At 33.6% G+C, this 19,066-nt stretch carries 19 protein-coding genes; 16 read left to right on the forward strand and 3 right to left on the reverse strand.

What is annotated here, in order from left to right; translation table 11 throughout:
- The first annotated feature begins 1 nt into the window (after position 1).
- From ilvN to ABRY23_11305, 16 genes are all read left to right on the forward strand, one after another.
- Positions 2 to 514 (forward strand): acetolactate synthase small subunit, encoded by a 513-nt coding sequence (gene ilvN / locus ABRY23_11230; GenBank protein MFA3783623.1) that lies wholly within the window; start codon positions 2 to 4, stop codon positions 512 to 514.
- A gap of 12 nt (positions 515 to 526) precedes the next feature.
- Positions 527 to 1,543: a ketol-acid reductoisomerase gene (gene ilvC, locus ABRY23_11235; protein MFA3783624.1), complete on the forward strand. Its 1,017-nt coding sequence runs from the start codon at positions 527 to 529 to the stop codon at positions 1,541 to 1,543.
- Positions 1,540 to 2,637, forward strand: coding sequence for a 3-isopropylmalate dehydrogenase (gene leuB, locus ABRY23_11240; GenBank protein ID MFA3783625.1), 1,098 nt, complete (start codon positions 1,540 to 1,542; stop codon positions 2,635 to 2,637). Before ilvC ends, leuB begins: the two co-directional genes overlap by 4 nt.
- Positions 2,638 to 2,672: 35 nt before the next feature.
- A complete protein-coding gene (locus ABRY23_11245) occupies positions 2,673 to 4,253 on the forward strand; it encodes a 2-isopropylmalate synthase (GenBank protein ID MFA3783626.1) in 1,581 nt (526 codons plus the stop codon).
- A 13-nt stretch (positions 4,254 to 4,266) separates the two neighbouring features.
- Positions 4,267 to 5,565, forward strand: coding sequence for an aconitase/3-isopropylmalate dehydratase large subunit family protein (locus tag ABRY23_11250; GenBank protein MFA3783627.1), 1,299 nt, complete (start codon positions 4,267 to 4,269; stop codon positions 5,563 to 5,565).
- 152 nt (positions 5,566 to 5,717) lie between these two features.
- Positions 5,718 to 6,278, forward strand: coding sequence for a 3-isopropylmalate dehydratase (locus ABRY23_11255; GenBank protein MFA3783628.1), 561 nt, complete (start codon positions 5,718 to 5,720; stop codon positions 6,276 to 6,278).
- A gap of 31 nt (positions 6,279 to 6,309) precedes the next feature.
- The gene (gene cimA / locus ABRY23_11260) at positions 6,310 to 7,899 is read left to right on the forward strand and encodes a citramalate synthase (protein MFA3783629.1); all 1,590 of its coding nucleotides are present in this window, start codon (positions 6,310 to 6,312) and stop codon (positions 7,897 to 7,899) included.
- Positions 7,900 to 8,230: 331 nt separating this feature from the next.
- On the forward strand, positions 8,231 to 9,019 hold the full coding sequence (gene blaOXA, locus ABRY23_11265) for a class D beta-lactamase (GenBank protein MFA3783630.1): 789 nt from the start codon (positions 8,231 to 8,233) through the stop codon (positions 9,017 to 9,019).
- Positions 9,020 to 9,029: 10 nt separating this feature from the next.
- Complete coding sequence (locus ABRY23_11270; protein ID MFA3783631.1) at positions 9,030 to 9,818, forward strand: Mut7-C RNAse domain-containing protein; 789 nt, start codon at positions 9,030 to 9,032, stop codon at positions 9,816 to 9,818.
- Positions 9,818 to 11,050 (forward strand): metallophosphoesterase, encoded by a 1,233-nt coding sequence (locus tag ABRY23_11275; protein ID MFA3783632.1) that lies wholly within the window; start codon positions 9,818 to 9,820, stop codon positions 11,048 to 11,050. Before ABRY23_11270 ends, ABRY23_11275 begins: the two co-directional genes overlap by 1 nt.
- Positions 11,051 to 11,062: 12 nt before the next feature.
- The gene (locus tag ABRY23_11280; GenBank protein MFA3783633.1) at positions 11,063 to 13,432 is read left to right on the forward strand and encodes a prolyl oligopeptidase family serine peptidase; all 2,370 of its coding nucleotides are present in this window, start codon (positions 11,063 to 11,065) and stop codon (positions 13,430 to 13,432) included.
- Between the two features lie 34 nt (positions 13,433 to 13,466).
- Entirely contained in the window at positions 13,467 to 13,910 is a 444-nt protein-coding gene (locus ABRY23_11285) for a DinB family protein (protein ID MFA3783634.1), read from the forward strand.
- Complete coding sequence (locus tag ABRY23_11290; GenBank protein ID MFA3783635.1) at positions 13,903 to 14,553, forward strand: alpha/beta hydrolase; 651 nt, start codon at positions 13,903 to 13,905, stop codon at positions 14,551 to 14,553. The genes ABRY23_11285 and ABRY23_11290 overlap by 8 nt, the downstream gene beginning before the upstream one ends.
- 233 nt (positions 14,554 to 14,786) lie before the next feature.
- Positions 14,787 to 15,641: a cation diffusion facilitator family transporter gene (locus ABRY23_11295; protein MFA3783636.1), complete on the forward strand. Its 855-nt coding sequence runs from the start codon at positions 14,787 to 14,789 to the stop codon at positions 15,639 to 15,641.
- A gap of 287 nt (positions 15,642 to 15,928) precedes the next feature.
- Positions 15,929 to 16,516, forward strand: coding sequence for a YceI family protein (locus ABRY23_11300; GenBank protein ID MFA3783637.1), 588 nt, complete (start codon positions 15,929 to 15,931; stop codon positions 16,514 to 16,516).
- Positions 16,516 to 16,965, forward strand: a complete 450-nt coding sequence (locus ABRY23_11305; GenBank protein MFA3783638.1) for a MarR family winged helix-turn-helix transcriptional regulator — start codon at positions 16,516 to 16,518, stop codon at positions 16,963 to 16,965. Before ABRY23_11300 ends, ABRY23_11305 begins: the two co-directional genes overlap by 1 nt.
- Positions 16,966 to 17,291: 326 nt before the next feature.
- Here ABRY23_11305 and ABRY23_11310 read toward each other — a convergent pair whose 3' ends face one another.
- From ABRY23_11310 to ABRY23_11320, 3 genes are read right to left on the reverse strand one after another with little or no spacing between them, the layout of a single operon-like run.
- Positions 17,292 to 17,726, reverse strand: coding sequence for an OsmC family protein (locus tag ABRY23_11310; protein MFA3783639.1), 435 nt, complete (start codon positions 17,724 to 17,726; stop codon positions 17,292 to 17,294).
- Positions 17,727 to 17,786: 60 nt separating this feature from the next.
- A complete protein-coding gene (locus tag ABRY23_11315; protein MFA3783640.1) occupies positions 17,787 to 18,047 on the reverse strand; it encodes a zf-HC2 domain-containing protein in 261 nt (86 codons plus the stop codon).
- On the reverse strand, positions 18,034 to 18,603 hold the full coding sequence (locus ABRY23_11320; protein ID MFA3783641.1) for an RNA polymerase sigma factor: 570 nt from the start codon (positions 18,601 to 18,603) through the stop codon (positions 18,034 to 18,036). The genes ABRY23_11315 and ABRY23_11320 overlap by 14 nt, the downstream gene beginning before the upstream one ends.
- Positions 18,604 to 19,066: the final 463 nt, after the last annotated feature.

Here is a 19,066-nt window from a genome sequence, read left to right on the forward strand (position 1 = left end):
TATGAAACATACAATTTCAGTATTAGTTGAAAATCATTTTGGAGCTTTTGACCGCGTGGCTACAATGTTCAGCGGCAAAGGATTTAATATCAAAAGTATTTCTATTGGAGAAACTGAAATTAACGAGGTATCAAGAATGACCATTGTTACTGAAGGCGACGACCAGATTATTGACCAAGTAGTAAAACAACTAAACAGATTAATCGACACAATAAAAGTTGTTGACCTTACCGGCTCTAATCATATTGAACGTGAACTCGCTTTAATTACTGTCGGCCTTCAAAAAGGCGGTATGGATGAAATAAAAAATATCTGCGATATATTCAGAGGTAAAATTGTTGATATTAACAATAAGACGATGATGCTCGAAATTACTGGTCCCCCAGATAAAATTGATGCTGCGGTAAATGTTTTATCGCCTTTCGGTATTAAAGAAGTTGCTAGATCGGGTACAGTTGCACTTAAAAGAGGTGAGCAAGCAAAATTTCAAAAAAAAGAATTATCAACAAATTAATTGAGGTACAAAATGAAAGTTTATTATGATAACGATGCATCCTTAACACCATTACAAGATAAAAAAATTGCTGTACTTGGTTTTGGCAGCCAAGGGCATGCACATTCACTTAACTTACACGAAAGCGGACTTAATGTTTGTGTGGGTTTAAGACCCACAAGCTCCTCTTGGCAAAAAGCTGAGGCTGCTGGCTTAGTTGTAAAAGATATTGAAGATGCAGTTAAATGGGCAGACGTAATTATGATTCTTTTGCCGGACCAAAGTCAAAAACAAGTCTACGAAAAACAAATTGCACCATACTTAAAAGATGGCGATACACTTGTATTTGCTCATGGTTTTAATATTCATTACAAATGGATAGTGCCTCCTAAAAATGTAAATGTTATGATGATAGCACCTAAAAGTCCTGGTCACCTTGTAAGAAGAACTTATCTTGAAGGCAACGGAGTACCTTGCTTAATTGCTGTGTACCAGGATTATTCTGGCAATACAAAAGAAATGGCTCTTGCTTGGGCAAAAGGAATTGGCGGAACAAAAGCTGGGGTTATTGAAACGACCTTTAAAGACGAAACAGAAACAGACCTTTTTGGCGAACAAGCCGTTCTTTGCGGTGGCTCTGCTGAGCTTGTTAAAGCCGGTTTTGAAGTTTTGACTGAGGCGGGCTATCCACCAGAACTCGCTTACTTTGAATGTATGCACGAGTTAAAATTAATTGTAGATCTTTACTATGAAGGCGGCCTTTCAAGAATGAACTATTCTGTTAGTGATACGGCTGAATACGGCGGAATGACTAGAGGACCGAGAGTTATAACAGAAGAAACAAAAAAAGTAATGCGACAAATTTTGAAAGATGTTCAAAATGGAAGTTTCGCTGAAGAATGGCGTAAAGAAAATGAATCAGGTTTAAAATTGATGGAAAAGTTAAGAAAAGAAAATCGTGAGCACCCAATAGAACAAGTAGGTGCAAAATTAAGAGGTATGATGTCTTGGCTCTTTAAGAAAAATAAAAAGGAGGAAGTGGGTGTATGACTAAGAGAATAACATTATTGCCTGGCGACGGAATTGGTCCTGAAGTAATTGAATCGGCAGTTAAAGTATTGAAATATGTTGCTGAAAAATTTAGTGTTGAGTTTGAGTTGGTTGAAAGACCAATAGGCGGTATTTCATACGATAAGTACGGAACACCTTTAACTGATGAAACATTGCAAACTTGTTACGATTCTGATGCAGTTTTGCTTGGTGCTGTAGGCGGATATAAATGGGAAAATCTTGAGCACCATTTAAAACCAGAAGCTGCTTTACTTAAACTTAGAAAGTCACTAGGCCTGTTCGCAAATATCCGTCCAGCTAAAGTTTTTTCATCTTTAGTCGACGCCTCTTCATTAAAAAAAGAAGTAGTTGAAGGAACTGATTTTGTAGTTTTCCGTGAGCTTACAGGTGGAATTTACTTCGGAGAACCAAGAGGTATTAACACAGAAAAAGCCTGGAACACAATGGTCTATTCTAAAAATGAAATTGAAAGAATAGCAAAAATGGCATTCGAAACAGCTATAAAAAGAAAGGGAATTGTTACATCAGTAGATAAAGCAAATGTGCTTGAAGTATCTCAGTTCTGGCGAAAAGTAGTTGAAAGTGTAAGCAAAGAATACCCAACAGTACGACTTAAAAATATGTATGTCGATAATGCAGCAATGCAAATTGTAAAAGACCCCAAACAATTCGATGTCATCCTTACATCAAATTTATTTGGCGATATTCTTAGCGATATAGCTGGAATGATCACAGGAAGTTTAGGAATGCTTCCATCTGCGAGTATAGGTACTAAGTATGCTTTATATGAACCTGTTCATGGGAGTGCGCCAGATATTGCTGGACAAAATATTGCCAACCCAATTGCAGCTATTTCTTCTGTTGCTATGATGCTCGAATACTCATTTGATATGTATAAAGCATCTGAACTTATTATTGAAGCAATAAATAGAACATTGGAAGAAGGTTATCGAACAGCAGACATTGGAACTGAAGGCAGTAAGATAGTTAGCACTAAGGAAATTACCTCTGTTATTCTAACCAAATTTGAAGAAATTTATAATGAGCAGGCATTGGGTGTATTTACTCTTTAAAAAATTTTTCAATAAAAATATTACAGGTGTTCACAATGGAAGATAGAGTATTGATATTTGATACAACATTAAGGGATGGCGAACAATCGCCAGGTGCTTCCTTAAACGTCTACGAGAAACTTGAAATTGCTAAGCAGTTAGAAAAACTTAATGTAGATATTATTGAGGCCGGATTTCCAGTCTCTTCGCCCGCACAATTTGAAGCAGTTAAAAGAATTTCTGGCGAAGTTGGTGTTGTAATTGCTGCATTGGCGCGGGCAAAAGAAATAGATATTAAAACTGCTTATGAGGCAATTAAGGATGCATCTAAAAAGAGAATTCATACATTTTCAAGCACATCAGATTATCACATCTTGGGTAAGTTCGCCGATGAACGCTATGGAAAAAATCTATCTGAAAAAAGAAAAACTATATTAAAAATGTCGTACGATATGGTTCAGTATGCAAAAACATTTTGCGATGACGTTGAATTCTCAGCCGAAGATGCCGGCAGAACAGATATTTCCTACCTTGCTGAGGTAATTGAAGTCGCTATTGAAGCCGGTGCAACAACAGTTAATATTCCAGATACAACCGGCTATACAATGCCTTCGGAATTTGGGAATAAAATTGCCGAGTTAAGAAAACGCGTGAAAAATATAGATAAAGCAATAATAAGTGTTCACTGCCATAACGACCTTGGAATGGCTGTCGCTAATTCATTAGCAGGAATTGAAAATGGCGCTCGTCAAGTTGAGTGCACTATTAATGGTATTGGTGAACGTGCCGGTAATGCTTCCCTTGAAGAAATTGTTATGGCACTAAATGTTCGAAAAGACCTTTATAAATATTACACTAACATTAATACAAAAGAAATTTACAATACCAGCAGAATGGTCTCAGCTTTTACGGGAATTATAGTTCAACCAAATAAAGCAATTGTAGGAGAAAATGCTTTTGCTCATGAATCAGGTATTCACCAAGATGGTATGCTTAAAAATAGAGAAACTTACGAAATTATGGTGCCGGAAACTGTCGGCGTGCCGAAAACAAAAATAGTTCTTGGAAGGCATTCAGGTAGACATGGATTAAAAGCTCGCCTTGAAGAATTAGGTTATCACGTAACTGAAGATGAACTTCAAAAAGTTTATGAAGCATTCATTAAACTTGCCGATAAAAAGAAAGAAGTTTTTGATGACGATTTGCGCATGTTAATGGGGGATGAAGTCTTTAAAAAACAAGAACATTACGAAATTCAATACATGCACGTCAATGCAGGAACAAATTCAATCCCTACTGCAACAGTATTAATTAAAAACCACGAAAAAGAGTATTCTGATTCGGCTACGGGCGATGGACCTGTTGATGCTTTGTTTAACGCAATTGACAGAGCTCTTGGTTTTTCTCATACTGTTGAATCCTACCAAGTACGGTCTGTTACTTCAGGAAGAGAAGCAATGGGTGAGGTGCTTGTAAGAATTAGATATAAAGAACATTCATTTACCGGAAGGGGAATTTCAACCGATATTATTGAAGCAAGTGCAAAAGCATATTTAAACGCTATTAATCAATTAGAAATATTTAAAGCCGAAAATGAAAATTTAGCAGAAGAAAAATCAGTATCAAAAGTGATTTGAAAGGAAAAAATAAATGGGAATGACTATTACAGAAAAAATACTTGCAAAAGCAGCTGGTAGAAAAAGCCTTACACCAGGTGAAAATGTGTGGCTGAACGTGGATGTCTTGATGACTCACGACGTCTGCGGACCACCTACTATTGCAATATGGAAAAAAGAATTTGGCGCTAATGCCAAAATTTGGGATAAAAATAAGCTGGTGATTTTTCCAGACCACTATATTTTTACCGCAAATAAACATGCAAACAGAAACGTCGAAATACTACGCGAGTTTGCTAAGGAATATCAAATAGATAATTATTACGATGTTGGCACTGATAGGTACAAAGGTGTTTGTCACGTTGCACTTGCTGAAGAAGGCTATAACTTGCCTGGTACGGTTTTGTTTGGGACTGACTCTCATACTTGTACTTCTGGTGCCTTTGGAATGTTTGCTACCGGAGTCGGCAATACCGATGCAGCTTTCATTTTAGGTACAGGAAAAATTTGGGAAAAAGTGCCTGAATCTATGAAGTTTACTTTTCATGGGGAATTACCAAAATACCTTACAGCTAAGGATTTAATACTTCAAATACTTGGTGATATTTCTACAGATGGTGCAACTTACCGCGCAATGGAATTTGACGGCGAAGCAGTTTACCAACTTTCTATGAACGAAAGAATGACGTTAACAAATATGGCAATTGAAGCTGGAGGGATGAGCGGTATTATAGCTGCAGATGAAGTTACAGAAGAATATGTGAGACAAAGAACCAGCAAGCCTTATGAAATATTTAACAGCGACATCGATGCAAAATATCACAGCAAATATGAATATAATGTGGAGGAAATTGAACCGCTTGTAGCAAAACCCCATAGCCCTGATAATCGTGATAAAGTAATAAATGTAGCTGGTACTAAATTGACTAAATGCTATATAGGATCTTGTACTGGTGGTAAGCTAACCGATTTTAAATTTGCAGCACAATTTCTGTTTGGGAATTCTGTTAAAGTACCGACTTTTATTGTTCCAGCAAGTACAGAAGTTGCAAGGCAGCTGGAAATAGAAACTTACAACGGAATCTCTCTTAAGGAAATATTCGAGAAAGCTGGTTGCACAATTGCGCAATCATCTTGTGCAGCATGTCTTGGCGGTCCAGATGACACAATAGGCAGAGCTGTTGATAGAGATGTAGTGATTTCAACTACCAATAGAAATTTTCCCGGAAGAATGGGCAGCAAAAAATCTGAGGTGTATTTAGCGTCACCGTTAACAGTAGCGGCATCAGCAGTCAATGGGTTCATAACTGACCCAAGAGATTTTATCTCCTGAATTTTTTGAAGGTTGACTTTTAACCACTTATAAATCTTTCTTAATAATGATTAAGAAGTTAACAGGAAGACAAAGAAATAAAAAAAGACATAATAATTAGTAAACAATTTAAAAATTCCCTCTCCCTTGGGGAGAGGGTTAGGGAGTGGGCAATGGAAAAAATAATTAAAGGCAGTGTATTTGTACTTGGCGATAACATAGATACAGATCAAATAATTCCTGCAGAGCATTTAGTTTACAGTTTAACAGATGAAGAAGAGTCCAAAAAATATGGTCACTTTGCACTTTCAGGTGTTCCACTTTCACAAGCTGGATTGCCAAATGGTGGTGTTAATTTTATTGAGGGAGATAACTACCTTTCACAATTTACTATTGTAATTGCAGGGTCAAACTTTGGTTGTGGTTCTTCAAGAGAACATGCACCTTTTGCGTTACAAAAAGCAGGAGTAAAAGCGGTAGTTGCAGAATCCTATGCTAGAATTTTTTACAGAAATTCAGTCGATGGAGGTTTTATTATTCCTCTTGAATGTAATGAAAGGTTGAACGATAAAATAAAAACCGGAGATGTTGTTGAAATAAATCTTACAAATTATGTTTTGAAAAATCTCGATGATGGAAAAGAATATCGACTTAAAGATTTAGGAGATGTACTGCCAATAATCCAAAGTGGAGGCTTATTTGAATACGCTCGTAATAACGGTATGATAGTATAACAATTTTAAGATTAATAAGGGGACAGCTAAAATGAAAATAGAAATATTTGATACAACTTTAAGAGATGGTACACAAGGCGAAGGTGTGAACCTATCGGTACAAGATAAACTCTTAATTGCAAAACGTCTTGATGAGTTTGGTATTGACATAATTGAGGGTGGTTGGCCGGGTAGTAATCCTAAAGATGAAGAATTTTTTCAACGTGCTAAATCTTTACAACTGAGCCATGCGAAATTATGTGCATTCGGTTCAACAGCTCGTTCGTTAAATAACGTTGAAGGTGATTCGAACTTAAATGCATTATTAAAAGCCGAAACACCAGTAGTTGCTATTTTTGGCAAAACATGGAGACTTCATTCACAAAAATCTTTGGGTTTAACTGACGAGGAAAATGAAGAATTAATATACCAGTCTGTAAAATACTTAACATCTAAGGGTAAAAGAGTTATTTTTGACGCCGAACATTTTTTTGACGGATATAAAGATGACCCTTCTTTTTCATACAAAATGTTAAATGCTGCAGTTAAAGGTGGTGCCGATACACTTGTACTTTGCGATACAAATGGTGGCTCTCTGCCGGATTTTGTATTTAAGGCTGTCACTGATATAAAGAACAGATTTAATGTTGATATTGGAATTCATGCTCATAATGATTCGGAGTTAGCAGTTGCAAATTCGCTAGCTGCGGTTTCAGCTGGCGCTGTTCATGTGCAAGGTACAATCAACGGAGTTGGTGAACGATGTGGTAATGCAAATTTAAGTAGCATTATCCCAAATTTGATTCTTAAATTAAATTACACTACTAATCAACATAAAAATTTAAGTCACCTTTGCTCCGTATCTAACTATGTTTATGAGCTAATGAACTTAGCACCAAATTCACGGGCAGCTTATACAGGTAAATCTGCTTTCGCACATAAAGGCGGCGTGCATGTTAGTGCAGTGATGAAAGATAGTAGAATGTATGAACATATTGACCCGTCATTAGTGGGTAATAAACAACGCGTCTTAATTTCTGATTTATCAGGGCAAAGCAATATAAAATATAAGGCTAACGAAATAGGAATTGATATTTCAAGTAATAAAGAACTAAGCAAGCGTATTGTTGAGTATATCAAGTCACTTGAATACGATGGTTATCAGTTTGATGGCGCAGAAGCTTCTTTTGAATTAATACTTCGTACAGAGATGAACGAGTTTAGACCATTTTTTAATGTTATTGATTCAAAGGTAAATGTCTTTTATGACGATAAGGGTCATTCAGACGCTGAAGCTGTACTTAAAATTGAAGTCAATGGTGAAATTGAACATACAGCCTCCGACGGCGATGGACCTGTAAACGCTCTCGATAATGCTCTAAGAAAAGCGCTAATGAGATTTTATCCTGAAATTTCATTAATAAAATTAATTGATTATAAGGTGAGAGTGCTTGATGAAAAAGATGGAACTGGTGCTAAAGTGAGAGTTATAATTCAATCCGGAGATGGTGAGGAAACTTGGAGTACAGTCGGTGTTTCAAGAAATATTATTGAAGCAAGTTTTAGAGCATTAATTGACAGTATTAACTATAAGCTTTTTAAACTTCAGAAGGCGGGAAGAAAAGAAATTTCACAAGTATGAAAATGATAATAAAAAACAACATATTATTTACATAAAGATTGAGAATGTAGCTTCATTCGGTGAGTTCTGACATAACATTTTGGAAGTTAAAGTACCAAGTTGAAAATCGTTTGCTTGCTGTGAAAATGTGACATCTCAAAACATTGAATTAAAATTTTGAGAGAACCCGTCTTTACTAAGTCCCATTCACCGACCACCTATTTTACATTGTGCTCCGCCACCTTACACCATCACTCTGTTTTATGCTTTCTGAATTTATTTTTTAATTCATTTCTAATGTCCCAATTTTAATCTATATTTGAATATAAACTCGAAGTAAAAATGAATTAGAATGAAAAAAATTGTAGCAGCTTCTTTTGTTTTTGCTCTCTGCTTCAACTGCATTTATCCACAGAAAATTACTGTTGAAAATCTTGCCGATTTTTTCCCGGGAAAAGATGCAGCTTTTGTTCTATATAACCTTAACGCCGATAAATATATTAAGTACAATCCCGAAAGATGCTCGCAGCAATTTCTTCCAGCATCTACTTTTAAGATATTTAATTCATTAGTTGGACTAGAGACAGGTGTAATCAAAAACGAAGACTACACCATAAAATGGGATGGAACTCAATATGATATAAAATCATGGAATGGCAATCAATCGATGAAAACTGCATTTAAAAATTCTGTTGTTTGGTATTATCAAGAGGTAGCTCGACGAATAGGCAGATCTAAAATGCAAAGGTATTTAAATGAAGTAGGTTATGGAAACATGGTTATTGGGAGCGACATCGATAAATTTTGGCTCGATGGCAGTTTACAAATTTCGGCAGATGAACAAATTGAATTTTTGAAACGGTTGTATGACAATGCTCTCCCATTTTCTGAACGTACAATGCAAATTGTAAAGAATGTTATGATTATTGAACAAAATAAAGATTATGTGCTAAGAGGGAAAACTGGTTTGGGGAAGTTGAATCCTAAAAAATATATAGCATGGTTTGTAGGCTGGATAGAAAAAGGAAAAGATGTATACTTTTTTGCTATGAATATGAATGGAGAAGATGCAGATAAACTTATAAAAGAAAGATTGGAGATAACCGAAAACCTTCTTAGATATTTCCAAATAATAAAATAGAACTATTAGTGTGAAAAATATTGAAGCCGACCCTCATAAAGTTAAACAAAAAAAATGCTGGATTAGGGCATACGAAGAATTAAATGATTTCCTTCCAACCAATAAAAGAAAAATTAAATTCCAGCACATATTTAGCGGCAAAGTTTCTGTTAAAGATATGATTGAATCAATTGGCATACCTCATACAGAAGTCGATATGATTTTAGTAAATGGCTTATCTGTTGAATTTAATTATATAGTTCAAAATGGTGACCAAATTTCAGTTTATCCCGAATTTGAATCGTTTGATATAAGCGGTGTTCAAAAACTTCGACCAAAGCCTTTAAGAAAACCTAAATTCGTTTTGGATGTACACCTTGGAACCCTTGCTGTTTATTTACGAATGCTTGGTTTTGATTCTGTATGGCAAAATTATCTTACGGATGAACAGATAGTTGCGATTTCAAAAAAAGAAAAAAGAGCAATTCTTACTCGTGATTTAGGGCTGCTAAAAAGAAAAGAAGTAACACGTGGTTATTGGGTTAGAAATACCGATCCTATTAAACAGACAGTTGAAATTATACAACGGTTCGATTTAACAAAGCTTATTAAGGAGTTCAGTAGATGTTTGGAATGTAATGGAAAACTAAAAAAAATAGCTAAAAGAAAAGTTTATCATAGGTTACCAGAAAAAGTTAAGCAAAATCAGAATAGTTTTTTTGTTTGTGATAATTGCAGTAAAATTTATTGGCACGGTACCCATTATGATAAAATGAAAGAGTTGATAAGGAAAATAAAAAATCAGATTGGAGAAAATTAATGACCCTCTTTTATCGAATACTGCTTGTTGTATTAATTTTTGCATCAATAGAATTTGTCGCTGTTAAGCGCGCTGGAAAAGCTTTTTCCAAAATTTTTCCGAGGATTAATAAGAGTAAATTTTCAAAATATGTCAGATGGCTTTTAATTTTTGTTAATTTATTTCCAGTATTTATTATTGCAGGTATAATCTATAATATGATCTCGGGTTCGAATTTTGTTTATCCGCCGGAATCAATCTTAGTGAATTTTATTTTGGTTTTTCCTTTTTGGATAGCTATACTAATTATGATTCAAGCTGTATTATTGTGGCTGCCCGTCGATTTACTTAAGTATATATTTATTTTTATACTTTGGAGAAAAAAAGAACAAGTAAAACTTTTAGCCGATAAATATGTTGTTGCAATTATAGCCTTTTGTGTTCTGTATGTACCTGTTCGAGTAGTTTACGATTATTATAAAATCTCAGTTCGTCCAGTTGAATACGTTAAAAAAAATTTACCGCATGAATTAGATGGATTTAAAATTACATTTATTTCTGATTTACAAGCCGATCCATATACAAACTCAAATAGACTCAAGAATTACATACAAAAAGTTAATGAAACAAGTCCCGATTTAGTTTTGATAGGCGGAGACATGATAACTTCCACACCGGATTATATTAACGAAAGTGCGGAATATGTTGGTAAAATAAAATCAAAGTACGGGGTTTATTCTTGCGTTGGTGATCATGATAATTGGGCATACAGTAATGATTCAAAAAGAAATTTAAGTGAAATAGAAAATGCTCTTGCCAAATACAATGTAAAGATGCTTGACAACAAAAAAATTATAATTCCAGTGAAAAAATCTAAAATTGGAATTTCTTTTGTGACTAATACTTATGTTGAACATATTAACAATACAGAACTTGACAGTCTAACAAATTTACCTGAAGGAAACGATTTTAATATTTTACTTACACATCAGCCTCGTCAATATATTATAGATGAGGCAATTAAGAAAAAATTTGATTTGATGCTTGCTGGTCATACGCACGGCGGACAAATTACTTTCTTGTTTCCTTTTTTTAATCTTTCTCCAACTTTGTTAGAAACTAAATATGTAAGAGGTGATTTTTATTTTGGAAATTTAATGCTGATAGTTACAAGGGGACTTGGAATGTCGATAGCTCCGTTTCGTTATAATTCAACACCAGAGATTACTGTAATAAGATTAACTTCTTCTTAATGGAGGATGAAAATGATAAAAATAATTTTACTATCATTACTTCTTTTACCCAACCTTTATTTCTTTCAGCAGGAAAAACACTTAAATAATATCTCAACTCTTACAGTTGAAAAAATAATGAGAGATCCAAAATGGATTGGTAGAGAGCCGCGAAATATTTTTTGGTCGGATGACAGTAAGTTTGTTTATTTTAGTTGGAACTATATTGGTGCGCGTGAAGATTCACTTTATGCTGTTTCTCGTGATGGCGGCATTCCTCAAAAGCTTACCCTTGAACAGATAAAAGAATTGCCATCTAAAAAAGGCGAGATAAATAAATCCAAAACAATGAAAGTATACGAGAAAAATGGAGATATATTTTTATTAGATATTAAAACCGGTAAGAAAAAACAAATTACAAATACAGTAGAAGAAGAATCTAATCCGTCTTTTACGTTTGATGAAAAGAAGATTATATACATTAAAGATAATAATCTTTATTCGATTAATATTTTTGATGGTGAGTTGACACAGATTACAGATTTCAAAAAAGGAAGCGCACCAAAAGAAAGTAAATTATCAAATCAAAATGAATGGCTGAAAAAAGAACAACTGCAGCTTTTTGATGTATTGAGAGAAAGAAAAAACAAAAAGGAACTTGCCGAGAAAACTGAGAAAATTATTAATCCTAAGAGACCTAAAACTATTTACTTAGAAGACAATAATGTTTCAATGATAAAACTTTCTCCTAACGAACAATTTGTTACTTTCAAACTTTCTAAAACACCAAATATTAATAAGACAATAATTCCAAATTATGTAACGGAATCCGGTTATACTGAAACATTCGAATCTAGAACAAAAGTTGGTAGAGAAGAAACAAGTTATAAGCTTGGAATTTACGATATACAACACGACACTGTTTATTTTGTAGACTTCAAAACTATTCCCGGCATTTACGATAAACCAGCATTCTTAAAATCACAAGGCGATTCATTATATAAACAGCCGCGTGATGTAAATATATTCGGTCCTTTTTACTCTGACGATGGAACACAAGCAATGGTGGTAGTAAAAGCTTTAGATAATAAGGATCGCTGGATTATGCTGTTGGACTTAAACGCTGGTAAATTGAAGAATTTAGATAGGCAGCACGACGATGCTTGGGTAGCCGGGCCAGGAATCGTTGAATGGAACAATGATGTTGGAATTGTAGGCTGGATGCCTGATAATAAAAAAGTTTGGTTTCAAAGCGAAACCGATGGGTATTCTCACCTTTATACCGTGGACATTAATTCCTTAGAAAAAAAACAATTGACAAAAGGAAAATTTGAAATTAGAAACCCACAAATCTCAGTAGATAAAAAATATTGGTACTTTATCTCAAATGAAGTCCATCCAGGAGAAAGACAGTTTTATAGAATGCCAATTAACAGCGGTAAACCAGAAAGAATAACAAGTATGACTGGCAATAATGAAGTTTTTGTTTCTCCAGATGGAACAATGCTTGCTATTCGGTATTCTTATTCGAATAAACCTTGGGAACTTTATTTAATGGAAAATAGAGTAGGTGCTAAACCTGTTCAAGTTACTTATTCTGTAACAGATGAATTTAAATCTTATCCTTGGCGCGACCCCCAAGTAATTACATTTAAAGCTGAAGATGGTGCCGAAGTTTATGCAAGATTGTATCTACCGACTAACCCAATCCCTAAAAGTCCGGCTGTAATTTTTGTCCATGGCGCAGGTTACTCCCAGAATGCACATAAATGGTGGAGTGAATATTTTAGAGAGTATATGTTTAATAACCTTTTAGCAGATAACGGTTATTACGTTATGGACATTGATTATAGAGGAAGTGAAGGCTATGGGAGAGATTGGCGTACTGCTATTTATCGCCACATGGGTGGAAAAGATTTAAGTGACCAAGTAGACGGTGCAAAATATCTAATTAAACAATTTGATGTTGATAGTAACAAAATAGGAATTTACGGGGGTTCTTACGGAGGCTTTATAACTTTAATGGCAATGTTTACAAAACCTGGCGTATTTGCTGCCGGGGCTGCACTGCGCCCTGTTACAGATTGGGCACATTACAATCATAGTTATACTTCCGATATTTTGAACCTCCCTTACAATGATAGTCTTGCTTATGCTAAAAGTTCACCAATATATTTTGCTGACGGCTTGAAAGGTGCTTTGCTTATATGTCACGGCATGGTAGACGATAATGTTCATTTTCAAGACGTTGTTAGATTGACTCAAAGATTGATTGAACTTGGAAAGGATAATTGGGAAATTGCAATTTATCCTTTGGAAAAACATGGGTTTGTTCAACCAAGCAGTTGGACAGACGAATACAAAAGAATTTTCCGGCTGTTCCAAGAAAATTTGAAACCATAAATTGTTACACTAAAACTAGGTAATAGAAGAAAAAATGTTAAGAGAAATATTATTAGAACTATTCGAACGCGACCTTTCAAAACTAAAAGATGAAGTAAATTCTTATAAAAGCGAAACAAATATTTGGAAAACAGAAAGAGCTATCTCTAACTCTGCAGGAAATCTTGTTCTTCATTTATGTGGCAATTTAAAACTTTTTATTGGCAGTACTTTAGGAAAATTTAGATATGAAAGAGATAGGGAAAGTGAATTTAATGTGAAAAATGTTCCAATAGAAAGTTTAGTTAAGAATATCGAAGAAACACTGCTAATAGTTAAAGCAACTTTATTGGATATGAAACAAGAAGACTTTGAGAAGGCCTATCCGTTAAAAGTACTTGGTAAAGAAATGACCACTTCATACTTTCTTGTTCATTTACTTTCTCATTTAAACTATCATTTAGGACAAGTTAACTATCACAGGAGACTAATTGAGTGATATAATAACTAAAAATATTTCCGTAGAAAAAACAGCCCGTTATTTTTTGTTGGGAAAATCTTTTGGCAAGGTCGAAGAGCTTTGGTTTGTATTGCACGGGTATGGACAGTTAGCAGAGGATTTTATTAAGCAATTTGAGTTTTTGAATAACGGCAGCAATTTAATTGTAGCACCAGAAGCATTAAATAAATTTTATGTAAGGGGATTTTCAGGTAAAATCGGTGCATCGTGGATGACAAAAGAGGACCGAGAAAATGAAATAGCAGATTATATTAATTATTTGAATAAAATTAGTGAAACAATTTTTAATGATGTAACACCACAAAAAATAAATGTGCTTGGATTTTCACAAGGTACAGCAACTGTTTGTCGTTGGCTTAATTCAAGTAAATTGAAACCAGAAAATATATTTTTATGCAGTGGAGGTGTTCCACCCGACTTACATTTGGACAAAGAAAATTCTTTCCTGCATAAATCTAAATTATGGCTAATTGTAGGAAATGCTGATGAATTTATTTCAAAAGATAGAATTGATGAAGAGGAAGAACTATTGAAAAAATCAGGTACAAGTTATAAACTGATTGTTTTTGATGGTGGGCACACTATGAACTTAATTTCTCTTAAAAATATATTAAAAAATTAACCTTAAAATCGTAATTGCGATGTAAAGTCAAATTTAACAGAACATCCATTTATTAGTTGCTATTATAACAGCAGCCGTTTAACAAATTATATTAACAACCAAAGAGTTGTTTTTAATTCTTGTGTTCGCAATTTTTGTATAAGAAATTTATTTACGTACATCAAAATAAGTTTTAAATCATGAGTGATAATCATTCCCATTTGCATCGGTTGAATTCTACTTCTGGTAGACTTATGACTACAATGACTTTGAACTTTGTTATTACAGCTGCACAAATAATTGGTGGTTTAATTTCTGGCAGTCTTTCATTAATTTCCGATGCATTACATAATCTAAGTGACGGGATATCAATTATTATAACATATGTGGCTATCAAATTAAAACAAAAAGACAATTCCCATAAACATACATTTGGCTTAAAAAGAGCAGAAATATTAGCCGCCGTTATAAATGCATCAGCTTTGATTATTATTTATGGCTTCATTTTTTTTGAAGCAATTTCAAGATTTACAGAGCCTAAAGAAATTAAGCCTTCGCTTATGATGTTGGTAGCTTCAATAGGATTAATTGCAAATGTTATTGGTACTTTTTTGTTGAAACGTGACTCAGTTGACAGCTTAAATGTAAGATCTTCTTACTTGCATTTGCTGAGCGATACTATTTCTTCGGTGGCAATTATAGCTGGCGGTATTGCAATATATTTATGGAAAAGTTATTGGGTCGATCCTCTATTAACAATTTTAATAGGGTTTTACATAGTAAAAGAAAGTTACGAAATTTTATCAAACGCAGTTCATGTGCTAATGGAAGGTGCACCACCTGAAATTTCTCTTCATGAAATAAAGAAAATTGTGGAAGCATTTCAGGAAGTTGATGATATTCACCACATCCATTTGTGGACTATTGGCGAAAACGATGTGCATTTAGAGGCTCATGTTAATATTGCTGATATGAAAATAAGTCAAAGTGATAGACTCCGAAAAGAAATTGAAAAAACACTGCAGAATAATCTTGGCATTAATCATATAACTTTACAATTTGAGTGTAACCAATGTCTTGATGAAGGTCTAATAGGTCAGCATAAATAACCAATTTTTTATTATAAAAATTTACCTTTTAGACAACCCCTTGAATTGAGCTCAAAGCAACAAATATTATTCGGAATAAATACAGTATTTGCTTCCTACGAAGTGGGTGAATTCTCATTTCATTGCAGTTAAAAAATATTTTGGATAGCTGTGATTCAGAATTTAATTCCTTATTAAGACCTAATGAGAATTTTATTTACATTTTATTAAAATAATTGTTGCAACATTTGATGTTATAACGTATATTTTAATCGCAAATAAATTTAAAAATAAAAGGAGTATTAATTATGGACATATTAGGCTTAAGTCTCATTACACTTGGATTAGTGGCGGGTTCTACACAAGTTGAAACAACTTGGGAGTTCGATAAAGCCCATTCAAAAGTGGGTTTTAGTGTTCGCCACATGGTAATATCTGAAGTTGAAGGTTACTTCAAGGAATTCAACGGTTCAGTAGTTACTAAAGGGGATGACTTCACAACAGCTAAAATAGAATTTACGGTTAATGTTCCCTCTATTAATACTGATAATGAACAAAGAGATAATCACCTCAGATCGGATGACTTTTTCAACGCAGAGAAATATCCAACAATATTTTTTAAGAGTAAAGAAATAAAGAAAGTCGGTGATAATAAATTCAAATTAATTGGTGATCTTACTATACGCGACGTTACTAAACCAGTAGAACTTGATGTAACATTTTATGGTATAGTTAAAGACCCTTGGGGAAATACTAGAGCGGGCTTTAAAATTACAGGCGAATTGAATAGATTTGATTATAATTTGAAGTGGAGTGGAGTTCTTGAAACAGGTGGACTCGTTGCAGGAAAAGAAGTTAAGCTTGATATCAATGTTGAGTTAATTAAAAAAGCATAATGAAACTTGAAGAAGAAATAAAGCAAACTAAATTTAGAAATGAATTTCATAAATTAGCAGTTAATATAATTTATTCTAATAGCTGGGTTACAAAAAAGCATATTATCATTATGAAGGATTTTAACATTACACCCGCGCAGTTTAATATATTAAGAATTCTGCGCGGGCAATACCCTAACCCAGCCACTGTTAATTTGCTTAAGGAAAGAATGTTAGATAAAATGTCTGATGCTTCACGATTAGTAGATCGTTTGGTGGAAAAAAAATTGGCAGAAAGAAATGTTTGTCCAAATGACAGAAGAAAAGTGGATGTCCTAATTACAGAAAAAGGATTAGAGTTATTAAGAGAGATAGATTCTTTAAATGATGCATTAGATGCCATCTTTAGTAATTTAAGTGAAGATGAAGCTAAAACACTTAATGAGCTTCTTGATAAAATGCGCGGTTAGCTGCTAATTCGGAATGTGTAATTTCCTAAAACTCATAATTTGTAAATAAGCTAAGCCATAACATCAAAAACGTTGCCTTAGGTTATTTTCGTTTTACAACTTGTTTAGTTTTCTTAGCTTTTTGATTTAAAACCTCCCACTGAAAAAAATTAAGTTAAAGATTAATTCCATCAATTCTTTGGTATTATGCTTAATTCTTGCAAGCTTATTATGATTCTTAGATTTTATTATTAAGCTATAACTTTAAAAAGAAAAACCCAACTACTTTGCAGTAGCTGGGTTTTCATTAGACAACACGGAGGATGTGTCTAAGTAATATGGAGGAGCTATGAAGGTTTAATTTCTGTTTTCAATATTATTTTCGTCTTTATTGAATTTGATACTAAACAATGTTCTTCTGCTTTTTTTATAATTCTTTCGCATCTTTCAATATCTTTAGACTGTTTTACAACAATTTTAGGGTAAAGTTCCACTTTAGTGAACATAAATTTGTTTTCAACTTTTTCTATTATGCCGATCCCCTCACAGTAATAACTAATAAATTCTAGTTTGGAATTTTCCGCAATGGCTAAAAATGTGGTCATTAAACATATATTTATTGAAGCTACAAATAAATGTTCAGGTGACCAAGTGTTTGGGATACCTTTTGGAAATTCGGGAGGAGTAGCAACTATAATTTTAGGAAAATTTGGAACCGTTAATTCTCCTTGTCTCCCACTTATCCAGTCAACTCTTGTTTTATATGTATATTTTTGTTCCATAAAGAATTACTTTTAATCCGAATTTTTTATTAGGATTTGTTTTTAATTATTAAAAGTTCATTAAGTTTGTTTTAAGCCGAGAAATTCTAATAACTTATTATGCGCTTCTTCTGAAAGGGAAACGTTATATTTTTTATAAAATTCTATTGTAGTCTCAATTGATTTAAAATATTTTTTGCAGTTGTCGCAATGCTCAAGATGAGCCTTAATTTCAACGCACTTTGGAGAGTCGAGTTCTTCCCCAAGATTATCACAAATATGATTCATAACGTCTTTACATGTCGGTGACGATGCACTTATATTTTGATTAAAATCGTTCATAACGCAACCTTTCATTTAACTCGTTTCTTAAAAAAGCACGTGCACGATGGAGTCTTGATTTGACCGCAGGGATAGAAAGATCAACAATTTTGCTTGTTTCCTCAGTTGAGAACCCCTCTACATCTCTAAGTGTAAAAACTATCCTATAATCCGGTGGAAGCTTTTGAATTGCTTTATCCAATAAGTCTTTTAACTCGTTATTTTCTGTTACTTTTTCCGGGGTTACATTCCAGTCAGCTATGTTTTTCTCATCTATTAACGCATCATCATCTTCTAACGATGTAAAACCATATTTGCTCTCAGAACGTGCAAGCATTAAGCAATGGTTTACCACTACCCTATATAGCCATGTGGAAAGTTTCGATTGACCGGAAAACTGATGAATATTTTTTACCATGCTTAAGAAAGTTTCTTGCATTGTATTTTCAGCTCGTTCTTTGTTTCGGCATATTTTATACGAAAAATTATATACTGTTTGTTCGTATAGTTTAACTAGTTCCTCGAGCGCTTTTTTATCGCCTTCTTGTGCTTTTTTAATTAATTCTTCTTCGTTCATGTCATTTGATGCTTTTTGTAAGACAAAAGATTCAAGTTTGCCTGATTATGTCTTCTTAATCAAAGATAAATAGTTTGCCAATAAAGTATGTTTATTATTCTCTTAAGACTTTCTCTACTTTCTTGTTTTTTAACAAAGAAATTTAACATTATTAATTTTTTTATACCAAAATCGTATTGGGCATAAAGCCATCCTTTCAAAATAAAAACCGCAAAGCTTGCTGAGGTTCTAACAGACATACATTTTCACATATAAACTCATGAATTACTCTTGTGAAAATTAATATTTAGATGTTTCAACAAACAGCAAATAAAGCAATTTTGATGGAACAGTACATTTATTTCTACTTTGTTAATTAAATAAGACCTGTAGTTGTGTACATTGAAACTTTTTAGCTATTAAGAATTACTATGTGCAAGAGTATCTTTTTTGATGTTCTAAGTTTTTGAAAAAATTCTAATAA

Source organism: Melioribacteraceae bacterium 4301-Me (genome assembly GCA_041538185.1).
GTDB lineage: Bacteria > Bacteroidota > Ignavibacteria > Ignavibacteriales > Melioribacteraceae > Pyranulibacter > Pyranulibacter aquaticus.